This window comes from Pseudomonas sp. Z18(2022) (assembly GCF_036346535.1).
GTDB lineage: Bacteria > Pseudomonadota > Gammaproteobacteria > Pseudomonadales > Pseudomonadaceae > Aquipseudomonas > Aquipseudomonas yamanorum_A.
Genome location: NZ_JAOTOA010000014.1, coordinates 130,528 through 148,276, shown reverse-complemented (window position 1 = coordinate 148,276; position 17,749 = coordinate 130,528). Strand labels below are relative to the sequence as shown.

Here is a 17,749-nt window from a genome sequence, read left to right as displayed (position 1 = left end):
GCCAGCTTGTGTGGGAGCTGGCTTGCCTGCGATGCAGACACCTCGGTGCTTCAGATAGACCGAGTGGATCCTATCGCGGGCAAGCCCAGCTCCCACATAAACCAGCTCCCACCTTTGATTGCATTCCAATTCAATGAGCGGCGCTTAACTTCGGGCGCTGCGCCAGGCACTGATCAATTGTTCAAAGATGCCCTGGGCCTGTTGAATCAACCCCTCATCGTCGATCTCCCCTGCCAGCCACGCTCGGCTGGGCTCCTGGAAGATCGTGCGGCCCACGGCGAAACCACGGCAGGTCTGGCTCTGGCTGGCTTGCCGAAAGCCATCGGCCAGGCATTCGGCAGAAGCATTCAGGCCCAGCAGCACCACGCCTCGGCAGTAGGGGTCGCGTTCCTGGATCAATTCATCGAGCTTCTTCCAGTCTTCGGCCGACTGCGCTTCGATCTTCCACCACGCCGGGTAGATGCCCAGGTTGTACAGGCGCTTGAGGCTGCGATAGAGCACGTCGGGATAAGTAGACGGATGATCCTTGGGCGGCACGATTTCCAGCAACAGTTCGTGGCCGCTGACCAGGGAGGCCTGGTACAGGCTCTTGAGTTGCGCTTCCTGTTCCAGGCGCAGCAGCGGTTCGTCGTCGGGGTGGTATTGCACCAGGCACTTGATGATCTGCTCACGGGGCCAGGCAATCAGGTTGCTGCCCACCGAGCGGCCGTGTTCAAAGGCCAGTGGCCGGGAGTTCTGGACTTCCACCGGGCGGGCGATCCACCACCCGCGACCGGTGGCGGCGTTCAGCGCGTCCTGGCCGAAACGTTGGTCGGCCAGGATTCCGACGTCGGCCTCGACGCCCTGCTCCGCCAGTTTGCTTTCTACTCGTTCCACGGCCTGGATAAACAGTTGCTTGAGGGCGCTGATGCGCGCCGGGTCCTGGCCGCCCTTTTGCGCCAGCTCCACCAGTTGCCAGCGGTGGTCGAAGGCGAATACAAACAGCTGCTTCCAGGTTTTGCGCGGCACGCTGACCTGGTGCAGGCGTTGCAGCACCGCGTCCTGGTCCGGGCGGGTAATCGGCACCGGGCTGTTGAACAGGTAATCGAGTTCGGCACGGGTCGGCATCGCCGGTGCGCAGGCATGGCGGGACACCACCAGGCCGCCGCAGGCATTGGCCAACTGGCAGCAGCGCTCGTCGCTGGCATCGATCAGCCAGCCACTGAGGAAGCCGGACATGAAGGCATCACCGGCGCCCAACACGTTGAGCACTTCCACCCGCACACCGGGGTAGATCGCGCCGTCTTCGAGGCGCGCCGGGATATCGCCGTGGATCACCGTGCAACCCTGCGGGCCAAGCTTGACCACCAGGGTGGCCGGCGTGAGGCCGCGCACCGTGCGCAGCGCGGTCAGCAGATCTTCGCTGCCGCCGGCAATCAGGAATTCTTCTTCGGTGCCGACGATCAGGTCGAAACGCGGGAGGATTTTTTGCACGTGCTGGCTGACATTCTGGTCGGCCACAAACCGGGTTTCACCGTCGGCCTTGCCGGCCAGGCCCCAGAGCACCGGGCGGTAGTCGATATCGAGCACGCGCTTGACGTTGTGCTTCTCAGCGTAGTCCAGGGCCTGGATGCTGGCCTTGTACACGCCGTCGGTGGAGAAGTGCGTGCCGGTGATCAGCAGCGCCTTGCTCGAAGCAATGAACGCTTCGCTGATGTCTTCGGCGCGCAGGGCCATGTCGGCGCAGTTCTCGCGGTAGAACACCAGCGGGAAGGTTTCGCGGTCCTTGAGGCCCAGCAGCACCATGGCGGTAAGGCGTTCCGGGTCGACCTTGATGCCGCTGACGTCGCAGCCTTCGCGGGCCAGGGATTCCAGCAGGAAACGCCCCATATGGTCGTCCCCCACCCGGCTCAACATGGCCGACCGCAGGCCCAGCCGTGCAGTACCGAAGGCGATGTTGGCGGAGGAACCGCCGAGGTACTTGGCGAAGCTTGAGACATCCTCCAGCCGTGCACCCACTTGTTGTGCGTAAAGGTCGACGCCCAGGCGTCCCAGGCAAATCAGATCCAATTGACGCCCACTGGCAAAACGAGTCTGGCCCATGCTGGCTCCTGTTATTTTTATCAGCCTGCGTGTGCCGTCGTGGTGGCGGCATACGCTCTTGGTGCAAGCAGACTAGAACGTCTGGCGACACCAATCAATATTTATTCTATAAATATTTTTTGTGGAATATATTTTCCAATACGCCACCATCGACGTGTTCCAGCCACGGTGCAACGTTTCAGCTGTACCGCGGGGCGGGATGCCGAGGTATTTTTTTGCGCCTACCCTGTAGACTTGCGCACATCGACTTATTGTCAGGGGCGCTCCAACGCGCCCTATAAGAACAAGCCAGAAGGATTCCCTATGTCCCAGAGCGCCCCGGAAGACGCACTCGCCAGCCCGCCGATCAACGCCGAGCGCCTGTTGCAGCTGATCACCGATGAGTACGAGAGCCTGCCGCGCCAGCTCAAGCGCATCGCCAGCTACATGAGCCAGCAGAGCGACCGGATCATGGTCGACCGCATCAGCGACATCGCCCGTGAATGCGAAGTGCACCCGTCGGCCATCGTGCGGTTTTCCCAGCGTTTCGGTTTCAGTGGCTTCAGTGAGATGCAGGCGTTGTTCCGCGAGGCCTACACCCACAAGACCACGCCGGTGCAGAACTACCAGCAGCGCATCCGCAGCATGATCGCCAACAAGTCGCAGAAAGCCAGCGGCGGCGACCTGGCGCGTGAATGCGTGAATGCCACCCTGTCCGGCATCGAGCGCCTGGGGCTGGAGCTGGATGACGCCGCCTTCGACAAGGCCGTGGACCTGGTGGTGAATGCCGACAATATCTACGTGGTGGGCGTGCGCCGCTCGTTCGCCGTGGCGGATTACCTGGTGTACAACCTGCAGCACACCAACAAGCGCATTCACCTGGTCTCGGGGTTGGGCGGCAGTTATCGCGAGCAGATGCGCAGTGTGCGGGCCAACGACCTGGTGATAGCCATCAGCTTTACGCCCTATGGCAAGGAAACCCAGCACTGCCTGCGGATTGCCCAGCACCATCAGGCCAAGACGCTGATCATCACCGACAGCAACCTGTCGCCCCTGGCCAAGCGGGCAAGCACCGTGTTGCTGGTGAATGAAGGGTCGTCGTTTGCGTTCAGGTCACTGAGTGCGACGCTGTGCCTGTGCCAGGCGTTGTTTATTGCCGTGGCGTATCGGCTGGAATTGAAGGTCGATGAGATTCATGAGCAGGTGGGATTCGACGACTGAATAAGCGCAAAACGCTGAACCCTGTGGCGAGGGAGCTTGCTCCCGCTGGGCTGCGCAGCAGACCCAAAAAAAGCGGGAGCGCTACGCACTCCAGCGGGAGCAAGCTCCCTCGCCACAGGGGTGCTATGCATTTCGGGATTAGCGCAGGGCCCTTCGCAGCACCTTGCCCACCGTCGTCTTGGGCAATTCCTCGGTACGAAACTCCACAAACCGCGGCACCTTGTACCCCGTCAAATATTCCCGGCAGTGGGCCAGAATCTGCTCCTGGGTCAAACCCGGGTCCTTGCGCACCACGATGATTTTCACCCGCTCGCCAGTCACGCCATCCTCAACCCCAATCGCCGCCACTTCCCCAACGCCTGGATGCAGCGCCACCACGTCTTCGATCTCGTTGGGGTACACGTTGAAGCCGGACACCAGGATCATGTCCTTCTTGCGGTCCACCAGGCGAATGAAGCCCTGCTCATTCATCACCCCGATATCCCCGGTCGACAGCCAGCCTTCGGCATCCAGCACCTCGGCCGTTTCCGCCGGGCGCCTCCAGTAGCCCTGCATCACCTGCGGCCCGCGCACTTGCAGCTCGCCCTGCTCCCCCAGCTCCGCCAGCTCACCGTCCTCACGGATAAACCGCACCCAGGTCGACGGCAGCGGCACGCCGATGCTGCCGGTGAATTCCATCTCGCGCATCCGTGAGATGTCGATGGGGCTGATGCTCACCACCGGCGAACACTCGGTGAGGCCGTAGCCTTCGATGATCGGCAAGCCGGTGACTTCCTTCCAGCGCTTGGCCACGGCGGTGTGGGTAGCCATGCCGCCGGCGATCACCATGCGCAGGTCGGAGAAATCCCGGGCGCAGAACTCCTTGTTTTCCAGCAAACCGTTGAACAGCGTATTCACCCCGGCAATCCCGTTGAATCGCTCCTTGCGCAGGATCATCTGCACCCGTTTCACGTCCCGCGGGTTGGCGATCAGGATGTTGCGCCCGCCCAGGCACATGAACATCAGGCAGTTCACCGTGAGGGAAAAGATGTGGTACAGCGGCAGCAAGGTAACGTTGGTTTCCTGCTGGTTCTGGTCCAACTGGTCACCCACCCACGCCTTGGCCTGCAACAGGTTGGCGATGATGTTGCGATGGCTGAGCATCACGCCCTTGGCGTCGCCGGTGGTGCCGCCGGTGTATTGCAGGAAGGCCAGGTCTTCGCGGTTCATCGGCACCGCCAGCTGGGTCTGCCCGCGTCCCTGTTTCAACACCTGGTTGAAGCGCACCGCGCCTGGCAAGTTGAAGCGTGGCACCTGCTTCTGCACGCTGCGCAGGATGAAGTTCATCGCCGCACCCTTGAAGGTGCCCAGCAGGTCGCCGATGGCGGCAATCACCACGCGTTTGACGGTGCTGGCGGCGACCACTTTCTCTAACGTATGGGCGAAGTTTTCGAAGATCACGATGGTCTCTGCTTCGCTGTCCTTGAGCAGGTGCTGTAACTCCCGGGCGGTGTAGAGCGGGTTGACGTTGACCACCACCGCGCCCGCCAGGATCGTGCCCAGCAGGCAGATCGGGTATTGCAAGCAGTTGGGCATCATCAGCGCCACCCGGTCGCCCTTCTTCACGCCCTGGGCTTGCAGCCACGCGGCAAAGGCGATGCCCTGCACCTCCCAGTCGGCGTAGGTCATTTCGGTGCCGATGCTGACGTAGGCCACGCGGTCGCGGAACTTGTGCAGGTGCTCCAGGAACACCTCGCGCAGCGACGGGTAGGCCTCGATGCCGGCGTCGATGTCTGCCGGCACGCCGGGCAGGTAAGCGTTCAACCAGAGGCGTTCGGTCTGTTCCAGGCTTACAGCGTTCATGGCAGTCTCCTTGTTGTTTTTATGGTGGGAACTACTTTTCGACGATGGCGGTAATGCCCAGCCCGCCCGCCGCGCAGATCGAAATCAAGCCACGCCCGCCGCCGCGCTGGTGGATGGCCTTGGCCAATGCCGCCAGTTGCCGGCCACCGGTGGCGGCGAACGGATGACCGCAGCCGAGGGAGCCGCCGTTGACGTTCATTTTGGCGCGGTCGATGCTGCCCAGCGGAGCGTCCAGGCCCAGGCGGTCGCGGCAGTACTGCGGGTCTTCCCAGGCCTTGAGGGTGCACAGCACCTGGGCCGCGAAGGCCTCGTGGATCTCGAACAGATCGAAGTCGGCAAACGTCAGGCCTTCGCGCTTGAGCATGCGCGGCACCGCATAGGCCGGGGCCATCAGCAGGCCTTCGGTGCCGTCGACGAAATTCACCGCTGCGGTTTCGCCGGTTCGCAGGTACGCCAACACCGGCAAGCCGCGTTCGGCAGCCCAGTCCTCGCTGGCCAGCAGTACCACCGAGGCGCCGTCAGTCAGGGGTGTGGAGTTACCAGCAGTGAGCGTGCCGTTCTGGCGGTCGTAGGCCGGGGACAGGCCGGCGAGTTTCTCCAGGCTGGCGTCGGCCCGCAGGTTGTTGTCCCGGGCCAGGCCGCGATACGGGCTGATCAAATCGTCGAAGAACCCCTGCTTGTACGCGGCGTCCAGCCGCTGGTGGCTGGTGAGGGTCAACTCGTCCTGGGCCAGGCGCTTGATCTGCCAGCGCTTGGCCATTTCTTCGCAGTGTTCGCCCATGGACAGGCCGGTGCGCGGCTCGCCATTGCGCGGCAGCAGCGGCTTGAAAAACATCGACGGGCGCACGCCCATCAAGGCCTTCAGCTTGGCGCCGGAGCCCTTGGCGCGGTTGGCTGAAAGCAAGGTGCGGCGCAGGGATTCGTTGATGCCGATGGGCGCGTCGGAGGTGGTGTCGGAGCCGCCGGCAATGCCCACTTCGATCTGCCCGAGGGCGATTTTATTCGCCACCAGCAACGCCGCTTCCAGGCCGGTGCCGCAGGCTTGTTGCAGGTCGTAGGCCGGGGTTTCGGGCGACAGCGTGGTGGACAGCAGGCTTTCCCGGGCCAGGTTGAAATCCCGGGAATGCTTGATCACCGCACCGGCGGCGAACTCCCCCAGGCGCAGGCCGTGAAGGTTGTAGCGGTGCACTAAACCTTGCAAAGCAGCGACCAGCAAATCCTGATTGCTGTCATGGGCGTACACGGTGTTGGAGCGGGCGAACGGAATACGGTTGCCGCCGATTATCGCCACACGACGGGTGGGGGCCGGGTTGAAACTGTAGTCACTCATCAATGGCTCTCTTTCCAGATAAACAGCCCACGCATATGGGGTTTGTCACCGGCGAAATTGCGCACTTCAAACTCACGGCGCGGGCCGGTCGGCGGGGCATTCCACAGGGCGACCTGGCCGGGCAGGAAGATCGGCAATTTGAAGTCGCAATGGGCCTCGGCCTGGTCGAGTCCGCCGGGCGGTTGCTGGGCCGCCAGGGCGCGGCCAAGGGTCCACATGCCGTGGGCGATGGCCCGACGAAAACCGAACAGTCTGGCGCCGATTATCGAGGTGTGAATCGGGTTGAAATCCCCCGAGACTTTGGCAAACCGTCGCCCCAGATCCGCCGGTAGCACCCAGCGCTGGGTGCGCAGCAAACCCTCTTCCTGCAACGGCAGCACGTCGTCCCAGGGCTCACCCACCGGGGCGTCTACGTCACGGCGCAAATACAGGCTGTCGCTCTCCCACACCAGGGTGCCGGCGCTGTAGGCCCGGGTGGCGATGCTCAGGGCCTGGCCCTTGGGATGGGCGACCCAGCGCTCGCAATACACCTCCAGGCGCAGGGCCTGGCCCTCCTCCAGGCGTCGATGCTGACGGATGCGATTGGCCAGATGCACCATGCCGCTGGCCGGGTACGGGAAACTCGGGCGCGTCAGCAACATCAGGTGCAACGGGAACGCCAGCACATGGGGATAGGACAGCGGCACGCCTTGCTCGCGGCGAAAACCACAGGCCCGACCATAGGCCGCGATGCCTTGGGCAGACAGCTCGACCGCCGAACGCACCAGGCGTTCTTTCGGCAGCGTCGGTGCACCGTCCACCTTGGGTTTGCGCATTGCCAATACGCCGTCCAGCAGCAAGCGCGAGCGCGAGGGCGGCGGGTCAATAATCTGCGTCACATAGTCCATGTTCAGGCTCCCAACAGGCTTTGGCCGCAGACCCGCACCACCTGGCCGTTGACCCCGCCGGAGGCCGGATGCGCCAGCCAGGCGATGGTTTCCGCCACGTCGATGGGCTGGCCGCCCTGGGACATGGAATTCATCCGTCGCCCCGCTTCGCGGATCATCAGCGGGATTTTCGCGGTCATCTGGGTTTCGATAAAACCGGGCGCCACGGCATTCACCGTCACTTGCTGCGCCGCTGCTTGCGGTGCCAGGCCTTGCACCAGGCCGATCACCCCGGCCTTGGAGGTGGCGTAGTTGCTTTGCCCGAGGTTGCCGGCAATGCCGGAAATCGACGAGACACACACGATCCGCCCGCCCGGATTCAGGCCCTGGCTTTGCAGCAGCGCGGTGCTCAGGTGCAGCGGTGCTTCCAGGTTGACCGCCAATACGCTGCGCCAAGCCGCTTCAGTCATCTTGGCGATGGTCTTGTCGCGGGTGATCCCGGCGTTGTGCACCACCACGTCGAACGCGCCGTGTTGGCTGACATGGGCCTGCAACTGCTGCGCGGCATCGGTGGCGGTAATGTCCAGCGCCAGCGCGGTGCCACCGACACTGCTGGCGGCCTGTTGCAAGGATTCCTGGGCCTGGGGCACATCCACGCAGACTACTTGCGCACCGTCGCGGGCCAACACTTGGGCGATCGCCAGGCCGATGCCACGGGAAGCGCCGGTGACCAGGGCGCGGCGACCGCTGAAGGGTTGGTCCCAGTTGATCTCGGCTTGGCTGTCCACCGGTGTTTCGAGGCGAACCACTTGCCCCGAGACATAGGCCGAGCGCCGCGACAGGAAGAACCGCAGGCTGCTTTCCAGCGCGCCCTCGGCGCCCGGTGCGACGTAGACCAACTGCACGGTGATCGCCCGGCGCAGCTCCTTGGCCAGTGAGCGTACCAGCCCTTCAAGGGCGCGTTGGGCAATGGCCTGGGGCAAGTCCTTGCACAACTCCGGCGCGGTGCCGAGCACCACTACCCGGGCGTGTTGGCCCAAGCGCTTGGCGTTGGTGTGGAAGAAGGCGTAGAGCTCGTCCAGTTGCTTGAGGTCGGCGATAGCGCTTGCATCGAACACGGCGCCCTGGACCTTGACCGTGGAGGGTGCCTTGAGGGTTGCGGCGGTGGCGGTCACGGTGTCGGTGGCGGTGAAGATCCGCTGGATTTCAGCAGTCAGGCGCCCTGCCCCGGCGACGATCACCGGGTTGGCCAAGCCTTGCTGGCCGCTGCGGTGGCGTTGCAGTGCCAGGGGTTGGGGCAGCCCGGCGGTGCGGGCCAGCCAGGCGCCCCAGGGGGAATTGACGAAAGAAAGGTAGCTGTCACTCATGGGTAAATTCACTCACAACACGGTGTTGCCATGGAAACCCGGCCTCTGTAGGAGCTGGCTTGCCGGTGATGGCATCGCCTCGGTGTAACGCATACACCGCGGCGTCTGCATCGCAGGCAAGCCAGCTCCCACATTGACCGTGTTCCTCCAGTTCCAGTCAGTTGACCGGCGCGTTTTCGCCTTGGCTGGCGCGGCGCTTTGCGCTCGGTTTGGCCGCCTGTTCCAACGCCTGCTGGCGCTGCTGCAGGGCTTCCAGCAAACCGAAGTCCTGCGGGAAGTCGTCCACCTGGATCGCGTGATCGCCATATTCCACATAGCGCGCGAGCAAGCTGTCTTCGTCGTCTGTGATCAGGTCCAGCGCCCGCGCCTTGACCCGCCATGGGGTGAACGCAGCGCCAGAAATCGGCATCGGATCGATCAGGCTTTGCTTGACCGCGCCCTTGAGCCGCGCCTCGATCAACTCCACCTGGGGCAGCAGGCGCAAACCCAGTTCGCCATAAGCCAGCTTGTCGATTTCCGGCCGCGGAATGTAGGAGTTGCCCAGCAAGCGGTCACGGGTTTCCCCCGGTACCTGCACCAGCTCCGCCACTTGCGCCAACAGGCGATCCGACGGTTTGCGTTGCGGGATACCAAACGGAAACGTCAAGCCACGCACCACGGCGGACGCGGCTTTCGACGGGTAGTTATCGAGCACTTCAGCCAGGGCTTCATGGGCGCGCAGCAACGCGTCCTGGGCCGCCCAATGCACCAGCGGCAAATCCGCCTGTGGCCGGCCATCATCCTCGAAGCGCTTGAGCACGCAGGACAGGATGTACAGCTGGGACAGAATGTCTCCCAGCCGCCCGGTGATGCTTTCCTTGCGCTTGAGGGCACCGCCCAGCACGCCCATGGAAATGTCCGAGATCAACGCCAGTACCACCGACAGCCGATTGGCCTGGCGATAGTAGGACGCCAGCGCCGGGTCGGTCTTGCCCGGCACCGAAATCAGCCGCCCGCCTGTCAGCGAATGCACTGCGGCGCGTACGGTATTGGCCAATACAAAACTCAGGTGACCGAACATCGCGCTGTCGAAATCCACCAGGGCCTTGCGCCGGTCGGTGTTGCGCGCCGCTTCCATCTCGCGGAACACATAGGGATGGCAACGGATCAGGCCCTGGCCGTAGATGATCAGGCAGCGGGTCATGATGTTCGCACCTTCCACCGTGATGGCGATGGGGCTTTGCTGGTAGGCCCGGGCGAGGAAGTTGTTGGGGCCCATGCAGATGCCCTTGCCGGCCACGATGTCCATGCCATCGTTGACGATGATGCGTGCACGTTCGGTGACGTGGTATTTGGCGATGGCCGAGATCACCGACGGCTTTTCCCCCGCATCCAGTGACGCCACCGAAACCTTGCGCACCGCATCGCAGGCATACAGATGCCCGGCCATGCGCGCCAATGGCGCCTGCACGCCTTCGAACTTGCCGATGGGCAGGCCGAATTGCTTGCGCATCGCCGCGTAAGCCGTGGTGCCGCGCACGGCCACCTTGCCCAGGCCGACGTTGGCCGACGGCAGGGAAATCGCCCGGCCGGCGGCCAGGCATTCCATCAACATGCGCCAGCCGTTGCCGACTTGCTCGCGGCCACCGATCACCCATTCCAGTGGGATGAATACATCCTTGCCGGTGGTGGGACCGTTCTGGAACACGGCGTTGAGTGGCCAGTGACGCCGGCCGCTGTTCACCCCTGGGTGGCTGGTGGGGATCAACGCACAAGTGATGCCCAGGGAACCGGGCTGGCCCAGCAGGCCGTCCGGGTCTTCGGCGCGAAAGGCCAGGCCGAGCACCGTGGCGATCGGCCCGAGGGTGATGTAGCGCTTGTCCCAGGTCACGCGGAAACCCAGTACTTGCGCCCCTTCGTGCAGGCCTTTGCAGACGATGCCCAGATCCGGAATCGCCCCCGCGTCAGAGCCGGCATACGGGCTGGTGAGGGCGAAGCACGGGATGTCTTCGCCACGGGCCAGGCGTGGCAGGTAGTAGTTGCGCTGGGCGTCGGTGCCGTAGTGCAGCAGCAGTTCCGCCGGGCCCAGGGAGTTGGGCACCATCACCGAAATCGCCGCCGCCGAGCAACGGGTGGAAAGTTTCATCACCACCTGCGAATGCGCGTAGTGGGAGAAACCTTTGCCGCCGTATTGCTTGGGAATGATCATGCCGAGGAAACCGGCATCCTTGGTGTACTGCCAGCCCTCGGGGGACATGTCTTGCCAGATTTGAGTGGTTTCCCAGTCGTTGGACATGTCGCACAGGGTCTCCACTTCGTTGTCGAGGAAGGCCTGTTCTTCAACGCTGAGGCTGGCCGGTGCGGCTTGCAGCAAGCGCTCCCAGCGCGGTTTGCCGCTGAACAGCTCGGCGTCCCACCACACAGTGCCGGACTCGATGGCGGCGCGCTCGGTGTCGGACATCGCCGGCATGATGCTGCGGAAAAGGCCCAGGGCCTTGCTGGTCAACAGGGTGCGGCGCAGGGGTTTGATGGTCAGCAGCAACGCGGGCAACACCACCAGCACCGCCACCACACCGGCGCCGAAACCGGCGACCACGTTGAACAGGTAACCGACTGCAAGCCAGACCAGGCCGGCCCCCAGCCAAAGGGTGGCAGCGGCTTGTCGATACGCCAGGGCAGTCGCTGCTGCGAGTCCCGCCAATAACCAGATAACCATGGGGATACCTCTACTCAATTCAGGGTACGGCCAACGCCCAAGCAGATCGCAATGACCTGTGACGTAAAGCCACACTACAAACTTGAAAAGACAAATTCAAATTTTGTTTTGAAATTTTTATTTAATGCTTGGACAAAAAAAACAACGGCTGAACGGGGCCAGCCTTGCAGGTTAAGTGGAAGGAATCGAAATCGGTCGCCAGGGCGACCCATCAATAGACGACAGCCTGAAGAAAGGCAGCAAGATGCGCTGGCTGCCCGTCTCCACTACTGCCGTTGACAACCTTAGAACTTATAGGTTGCCGACAAGCTGACCACATCCCCTGAGGATTCAGCCTCGCCGTCCAACTGCGCCGCACCGAGACGATCAACGTTCTTGGTCTTCAGGTTGACCTTCTGCACGAACTGGTGCGAGTACGCGGCATCCACCGACAGGCCAGGAACAGCCTTGATGTCATAACCAGCACCAAATGCCAGGAAGTAACGGTCACCGTCCGGGATTCGCGGGTCCCGGGTAGAGTTGCGGGTAGGTGTCTGGTCGTAAGCCACACCGGCGCGCAGGGTGAGTTCATCGGTGGCTTTGTAGTCGCCGCCAATCGAGGTCATCCAGGCGTTTTTGTAGTTGTAGGGAATGGCAACAATGGTGGTGCCTTGGGACTTGAGCGTCAGGTCCTGGAAGGAAGACCATTCAGTCCAGGTAGCACTCACCCCCAACGTCCAGCGGTCGTTGAACTCGTGAACCCAGTCAACCGAAGCGGTAGCCGGGATATCCAGTTGGGTACTGGCGTGGGCACCGTCCGGGAACAGCTTGAGACCAGGGTAGGCGATTTCAACCAGGGTTTCGCCGTTTGGACCGATCGGATTGGTCATCGCGTTACGGCCGACGGCATCTGTGTAGATGTTGTATTTGCCGGTCATCTTGTTTTTGATCTTGGCGTGATAGTTCAAGCCAAGTGTGTCTTGCAGCGTCGGCTTCCAAACCACGCCACCAAACCAGCCCACCGAGATGTTATCGACTTTCACACGCATTAAGGAATGCCCCAGCCCCGTGGGTAACCCCGCGCCGCCAAGTCCTGGAGAAACATCCGCGGCGGCCAGCAAATCAATGTTCTGGCTGACGAACCCTTGACTGCGCTGGACGATGGCACCACCACCGACCGAGAACTGATCATTGACCTTGAACGACAGGGAGCCCGTCAGACCGATGGTCTCAATTTTGGTATCGACCGCGAAATCCCGCAGTTTGGAGTCTTCGTTCCAGGTGGTTTTCATACCCTGTGGCACGACCTGGCTCAGACCAAAGGCGAAACGGTCGCCCATGGGAATCACCAGAAAGCCCGTCGGCAGCCAAGCGGTGAAACCGCCTTGCCCGCCATTGTTAGTGTTGAGGACCGGGTCGCCCGTATTGCCCAGGTCATCCAGTACGGGCGTATTGGTCACCGGGTTGCCCGCGTAGTCATAGGCCTGGCCGGTGTATTTGATCTTGACCCGAGCATAGTCAACGGTCTGCTGCGCGATGGTTGAATCGATAAAGGCCATGGCTGCCGGGTTGTTGTACGCCGCACTGGGGTCATTTTTGAACAGTGAACCACCACCAAACGCACGACCCCATCCTGGCGCGCCGAAGGTCGGTGTGGAGAACCCACCCGCCTGCGCTTGCCCTGTGGTCATCAAGCCCCCCAACAGGGCCAGTCCCAGTAACGTGTGAGCGTGTTGTTTCTTATTGTTCATGCGGTACTCCTTATTATTATTTACACCCGGCCCCTGCCGGTGGGTCGTGTAACCACAGAACGTCTTTCAAAGAACGCCTGTCCTGGAACGGTGTATCGGTATTCAGGGATTGGTGGTGAGCGAGCCGGTCAGCGTGGCGTTCAACGACACCAAAGTGCAGTAGCCACTCATGGCTTGATTGGTTGCGCTCAACACGTGGGTAGAGTTGTCCCACGAGACAACAACGTTGACTGGGCCACAAACTGAATCTCCGGGCACTCCCAGTTTGGCCATCGAAAAACCGATGTTATTCAGACTTCCCTGCGTCGTACTGCTCAGGTTCACGGTCCAGGGCAGCCCGGTTACCTTAAGCAAGGGGCAGAGCCCGTTGGTTGCCGGCACGGCACTGCTGATGATCGCCACGCCATTGGCATCAATCGTTCCCGACAGGCTCAGACCACAGGTCATCGGGGCTTGAAACGTCGATGGCAGCTTCAACACAACACTGCCATTGGTTCCGCTAAACGGACCCGGCGGGCTGAAACCCGCCGCGACCGCCATGGATGAGGCAACGCCCAGAGCCGCTAACATCGAACCCAGGAGTGCTGTTTTCACAAGGCTTTGCATTGTCATGTTCCCCAGACAATAAATACCGTATCCAACCGGCTCCGCCGGTGGTTTCCCCAACCGGCGCCTCACACGAGGCACCGGTCTTTCAACGGGGTGATCAGCCCTTTACGGAGTTCCGCTTACGGATTAACGGTCAGCGTTGGGGCAACAACACTCAGCGAAACCACGGTGCAGTTGCCGGTGAGCGCCTGATTGGCTGCCGAAAGCGTTTTGCTGCCTGGAGTCCAGGTCACAGCGATGGTGGTTGGGCCGCAGTTGGTGGCCGGGATCGAGGTGATCTTGTAGCCGACGTTGGTTACGCTACCGGTGGTACCCGTTGCAGCCGTCAGTACCCAAGGCAGGTTGGTCAGCGTTGGCAGGCCACACAGACCGCCACCGGTCAGGGATGCGCCATTGATCGAGGCCACGCCACCGCTAACGTTGCCGGTAAAGGTGATGCCGCAGGTCACCGCGGCACCGAAGGACGAAGGCGACTTCACGACGATGGTGCCGGCGCTGGTCGAGAACGGACCATCCGGGGAGATGGAAGCCGCGCTGGCCATGGAAGCTGCGCCGAAGCACACTGCGAAAGAAGTTGCACAAACGAGGGTTTTCAAGCTTTTCATTATTTTTTCCTCACATGTTATGGCGAGTCATTTCGCCAGGGGTAATGGCCATGATCGAGAGGTCACGGTGAATCTGCAGAACTTCCCTTTCCAGCCAAACTTCAATTCAATTACCGCTACAAATTCGGGGGGTGTTATTCAACAACCTTGAACGTCGGGGGCATCTTGATCGACACCGTTTTAATCGTGCAGTCTTCGCCGATAGGCACATTGGCAGCCTCTAACTTGCCCGTGGCGTTATCCCAGGTTCCGTCTGCCGTAGAAGGTCCGCACTTACCGCCCAACCCAAAGGCATGCACATCGACGGCGATCTTCGACATCGAACCGCTCTTGGTATCTTTAGCCACCAATACCCACGGCAAGTTGATCGCTTCTACCCGGCTGCACTTGAGGCCGCCGTCGAATTCAACTTTGTCGACATTCACCGACGAGCCATCCGCCGCCACCTTGCCGGCGACCTTGATGGTGCAGTCCGCGCTGATCAGCGCACCCTTGGAAAAGCTGATGGGCCCCTGGGCAGTAAACGCACTGCCGGCGGGTTCGATACGGGCAGCCTGGGCCTGGTGGTAAACGATCAGGCCCAGGGCGGCCAATACAATGTGCGTCGTGAACTTGGCAGGGTTTTGCATGGTGTACGTCCTTCCCTTCATTTTATTTTTGTTAGGGTCAAACAAACTTTCTTGCAACTAAGTCGCACTCGAAACCGATAATCCCGGGGCGATAAAAACCTGCGCGATACACAGATCCCGAGTACGCCCTACAACTGACTGTTTTCGTTAGAAGGTACTGGTGGTGTTGCTGTATTTCTCCAGGTACTTCAAACGCTGTGAAGGTTGAAGGTTGGTCAGGGTAATGTCCCCGGCATAATGATTAAGTACCCGATGGTCCATGCGTCGTCGCCACAAGTACGGTACATAGGCCCAGACAATCATGCTGGCATACCCGTAGGGCAATTGCGGCGACTCATCAAAGTGACGCAGGGACTGATAACTTCTGGTTGGGTTGGCGTGATGATCAGAATGACGCTGTAACTGGAACAGAAAGATGTTGGTAACAATCCGGTTGCTGTTCCACGAGTGCCGCGGCGAGCAACGTTCATAACGGCCATTGGGCAGCTTCTGGCGTTTCAGGCCGTAGTGTTCGACATAGTTCACCACTTCCAGCAGCGAGAAGCCGTAGATGCCCTGGATGATCAGGAACGGAATCACTGCCGCCCCCAGCCAGGCGATCATCGCGCCCCACAACACCACGCTGTACATCCATGCACTGAGCACGCCGTTCTTCCAGTGCCAGGCCGGCAGGCCGAGTTTGCGCAGGCGTTCACGTTCCAGGTTCCACGCCGAGCGGGCGCTGAACCATACCGAGCGCGGCAGGAAGGCCCAGAAGCCCTCCCCCAACCGCGAGCTGGCCGGGTCTTCCGGGGTGGCGACGCGCACGTGGTGGCCACGGTTGTGTTCGGTGTAGAAGTGCCCGTAGAAGGTCGGCGCCAGGGTGATCTTGGCCAGGACGACCTCCAGCAGGCGCGGTTTGTGCCCCAGTTCATGGGCGGTGTTGATGGCGATGCCGGTGGCGGCGCCGGTGGACATCGCCATGCCCAGGTAGGTGAACCAGCTGACTTCGCCGTGCAGTTCGGTGCGAGCCGTGATGAATGCGGCGGTCTTTGCCAGCCAGCTCGATGGGTCCAGGGTGGCGGTGGCGTGCAGCAGGCCGCCGTTGATGATCCAGTCGATGCCGCCTGCCGCCAGCCACCCGGTGATCACCACGGAGGAGATGACAAACAGCACACCGGTGTAGACGATCCAGCGGTAGTAGCTTTGGGATTCGAGGTTGCTGACGGCGGATTCCGGCGGGTTGCTGACGTCTTCACCCAGCAGGCCGTCGATCAACGGGATCAGGCCGAAGATCACCAGTACGCCAACCCACCACAGCTGTTGCACACCGGTGGTGATTGCCAGGGAGCCGGAAAGCAATGGGGTGGCCAGGGGCAGGATGCCAAGCCACCACAGGTGGCGCTTGCCGTCGGTCCAGACATTCGGGGCAGCCAGGGTCTGATTCATGGCAGCCTCCGCACGAGGCAGGTGGGCAGGGAACAAAAATCAACACTGAACAGGTACACGGAGCGGTGACTGCTCCGAGAATTCAACCATGCGATAAAAGGCGTTTTTTTCATTATTTTATTCGCTCTTAGGCATTTCAAAAATTATTTCAAATTAGACATTCAAATAATTTTTTTAAATAAATAGCGCGGAATCGTTAGGTCGTCAACTAAATTCTTGAACCCTTTTTTGCGTGACCGGGCAGTCTCTTTTTCAGCCGATTGGTCAGGCGTCTAGGGCAAGCATTGACGGCGTAGAACCGCGTGTTCAGTCGCACAATTATTTACTCGCCAACGCAAACGGCGGATGCAAAACCGTGGCGCTCTCCGGTGGCCGGACGCGCCTGGCCACCTGCTCCACCACCGCCGCGACACGCTCGGTGGCGGTGATCGGCAACATATGCCCACGCCCTTCCACCAACTGCAGCTTCAGGCCCGGCACCAGGCTGGCCAGGGCCTGGCCGTGTTTGCGGAAGTCCAGCACCTTGTCCTGGGCGCCATAGATCAGCCCGATCGGCAACGTCAATTGCGGGTAGCGCTTAACCATGTCCGGCAGGAAATCGTTGACCAGGTTGATCTCGGTGGAGGCGGCGTAGAAGTTGTCGGGCCGCATGCCCAGCAAGCCGCCGCCACGCGTGGCGAAGTCTTCCGGGGCTGGGTCGGGAGCGAACACGCCCTTGACCACCGAGCCTTTGGTCAGCAGGCCGATGGGCATGGTGAGGGTGTGGGACATGAAGCGCCGCAACCATCCGGGGCGTATCGCCAATGACATAAATACCAGCGGCAACATACGCTGGGGATGGGTGAGCGGCGCCACCAGGATCAATCCGGACACCGCGTGGGGATGGTCCAGCGCCAGCGCCAGGGAAATCGCCCCGCCCAGTGAGTGGCCCAGCACCAGTGGCTTTTCCAGGTCCAGCGTCTTGATGAAACTCGCGACCTGCCGGGCCTGGCCAGGCAGGTCGGCGGCGGTGCCGGCATGCCGGGTGGAATAACCCGACCCCGGACGATCCAGGGTGATCACCCGAAAGTGCTCGCGCAATTGGGCAGACAAGGCATACGTCAGGTTGCGACTGCTGCCCATCAGCCCGTGGATCATCACCAGCGGCGGGCCCTTGCCCTCGTCTACATAATGAAAGCGCTCGCCGTTGATCTCCAGAAAGCGCCCGTTGATCGGAACAGCGGCTTCTATACGCCGTGTCATCCGGGCACTGAAGCCCCACAACACTACGCTTAACCCTACACACACGCCCGCAGCGACAAACCATTCGACAGCCATAGCTCGGTTCCTCTGCATCCCTGCAGCCGGCGGCCTGACCGGGATTGGT

Annotated in this window: 13 protein-coding genes; 1 reads left to right on the top strand and 12 read right to left on the bottom strand. The window is 61.6% G+C overall.

The window, feature by feature from the left end:
• Positions 1–144: 144 nt before the first annotated feature.
• Positions 145–2,082, bottom strand: coding sequence for a bifunctional 5-dehydro-2-deoxygluconokinase/5-dehydro-2-deoxyphosphogluconate aldolase (locus V3W39_RS24050; RefSeq protein WP_177078285.1), 1,938 nt, complete (start codon positions 2,080–2,082; stop codon positions 145–147).
• A gap of 303 nt (positions 2,083–2,385) precedes the next feature.
• On the opposite strand from V3W39_RS24050, the gene V3W39_RS24045 reads away from it, so the two are divergent.
• Positions 2,386–3,282, top strand: a complete 897-nt coding sequence (locus V3W39_RS24045) for a MurR/RpiR family transcriptional regulator (RefSeq protein ID WP_177044670.1) — start codon at positions 2,386–2,388, stop codon at positions 3,280–3,282.
• 138 nt (positions 3,283–3,420) lie between these two features.
• Here V3W39_RS24045 and V3W39_RS24040 read toward each other — a convergent pair whose 3' ends face one another.
• From V3W39_RS24040 to V3W39_RS23990, 11 genes are all read right to left on the bottom strand, one after another.
• Positions 3,421–5,124 carry an AMP-binding protein gene (locus V3W39_RS24040; RefSeq protein WP_330213453.1) on the bottom strand — a complete coding sequence of 568 codons (1,704 nt, stop codon included), beginning with the start codon at positions 5,122–5,124 and terminating at the stop codon, positions 3,421–3,423.
• A gap of 31 nt (positions 5,125–5,155) precedes the next feature.
• Positions 5,156–6,454 carry an acetyl-CoA C-acetyltransferase gene (locus V3W39_RS24035; RefSeq protein WP_330213452.1) on the bottom strand — a complete coding sequence of 433 codons (1,299 nt, stop codon included), beginning with the start codon at positions 6,452–6,454 and terminating at the stop codon, positions 5,156–5,158.
• Positions 6,454–7,341 carry a MaoC/PaaZ C-terminal domain-containing protein gene (locus tag V3W39_RS24030; protein ID WP_177044664.1) on the bottom strand — a complete coding sequence of 296 codons (888 nt, stop codon included), beginning with the start codon at positions 7,339–7,341 and terminating at the stop codon, positions 6,454–6,456. Before V3W39_RS24030 ends, V3W39_RS24035 begins: the two co-directional genes overlap by 1 nt.
• Before the next feature lie 2 nt (positions 7,342–7,343).
• Positions 7,344–8,687: a 3-oxoacyl-ACP reductase gene (locus tag V3W39_RS24025; RefSeq protein ID WP_330213451.1), complete on the bottom strand. Its 1,344-nt coding sequence runs from the start codon at positions 8,685–8,687 to the stop codon at positions 7,344–7,346.
• Between the two features lie 157 nt (positions 8,688–8,844).
• The gene (locus V3W39_RS24020; protein WP_330213450.1) at positions 8,845–11,382 is read right to left on the bottom strand and encodes an acyl-CoA dehydrogenase; all 2,538 of its coding nucleotides are present in this window, start codon (positions 11,380–11,382) and stop codon (positions 8,845–8,847) included.
• 284 nt (positions 11,383–11,666) lie between these two features.
• Positions 11,667–13,112, bottom strand: coding sequence for an outer membrane protein transport protein (locus V3W39_RS24015; protein WP_177044658.1), 1,446 nt, complete (start codon positions 13,110–13,112; stop codon positions 11,667–11,669).
• Positions 13,113–13,214: 102 nt separating this feature from the next.
• Positions 13,215–13,718 (bottom strand): alkane oxidation protein activator PraB, encoded by a 504-nt coding sequence (gene praB, locus V3W39_RS24010; RefSeq protein ID WP_177044656.1) that lies wholly within the window; start codon positions 13,716–13,718, stop codon positions 13,215–13,217.
• A 122-nt stretch (positions 13,719–13,840) separates the two neighbouring features.
• A complete protein-coding gene (gene praB, locus V3W39_RS24005; RefSeq protein WP_177044654.1) occupies positions 13,841–14,326 on the bottom strand; it encodes an alkane oxidation protein activator PraB in 486 nt (161 codons plus the stop codon).
• A gap of 134 nt (positions 14,327–14,460) precedes the next feature.
• Positions 14,461–14,955, bottom strand: coding sequence for an alkane oxidation protein activator PraA (praA, locus tag V3W39_RS24000; protein WP_017479886.1), 495 nt, complete (start codon positions 14,953–14,955; stop codon positions 14,461–14,463).
• A 147-nt stretch (positions 14,956–15,102) separates the two neighbouring features.
• Positions 15,103–16,383: an alkane 1-monooxygenase gene (locus tag V3W39_RS23995; RefSeq protein ID WP_330213449.1), complete on the bottom strand. Its 1,281-nt coding sequence runs from the start codon at positions 16,381–16,383 to the stop codon at positions 15,103–15,105.
• Between the two features lie 318 nt (positions 16,384–16,701).
• Positions 16,702–17,700, bottom strand: a complete 999-nt coding sequence (locus V3W39_RS23990; protein ID WP_330213448.1) for an alpha/beta fold hydrolase — start codon at positions 17,698–17,700, stop codon at positions 16,702–16,704.
• Positions 17,701–17,749: the final 49 nt, after the last annotated feature.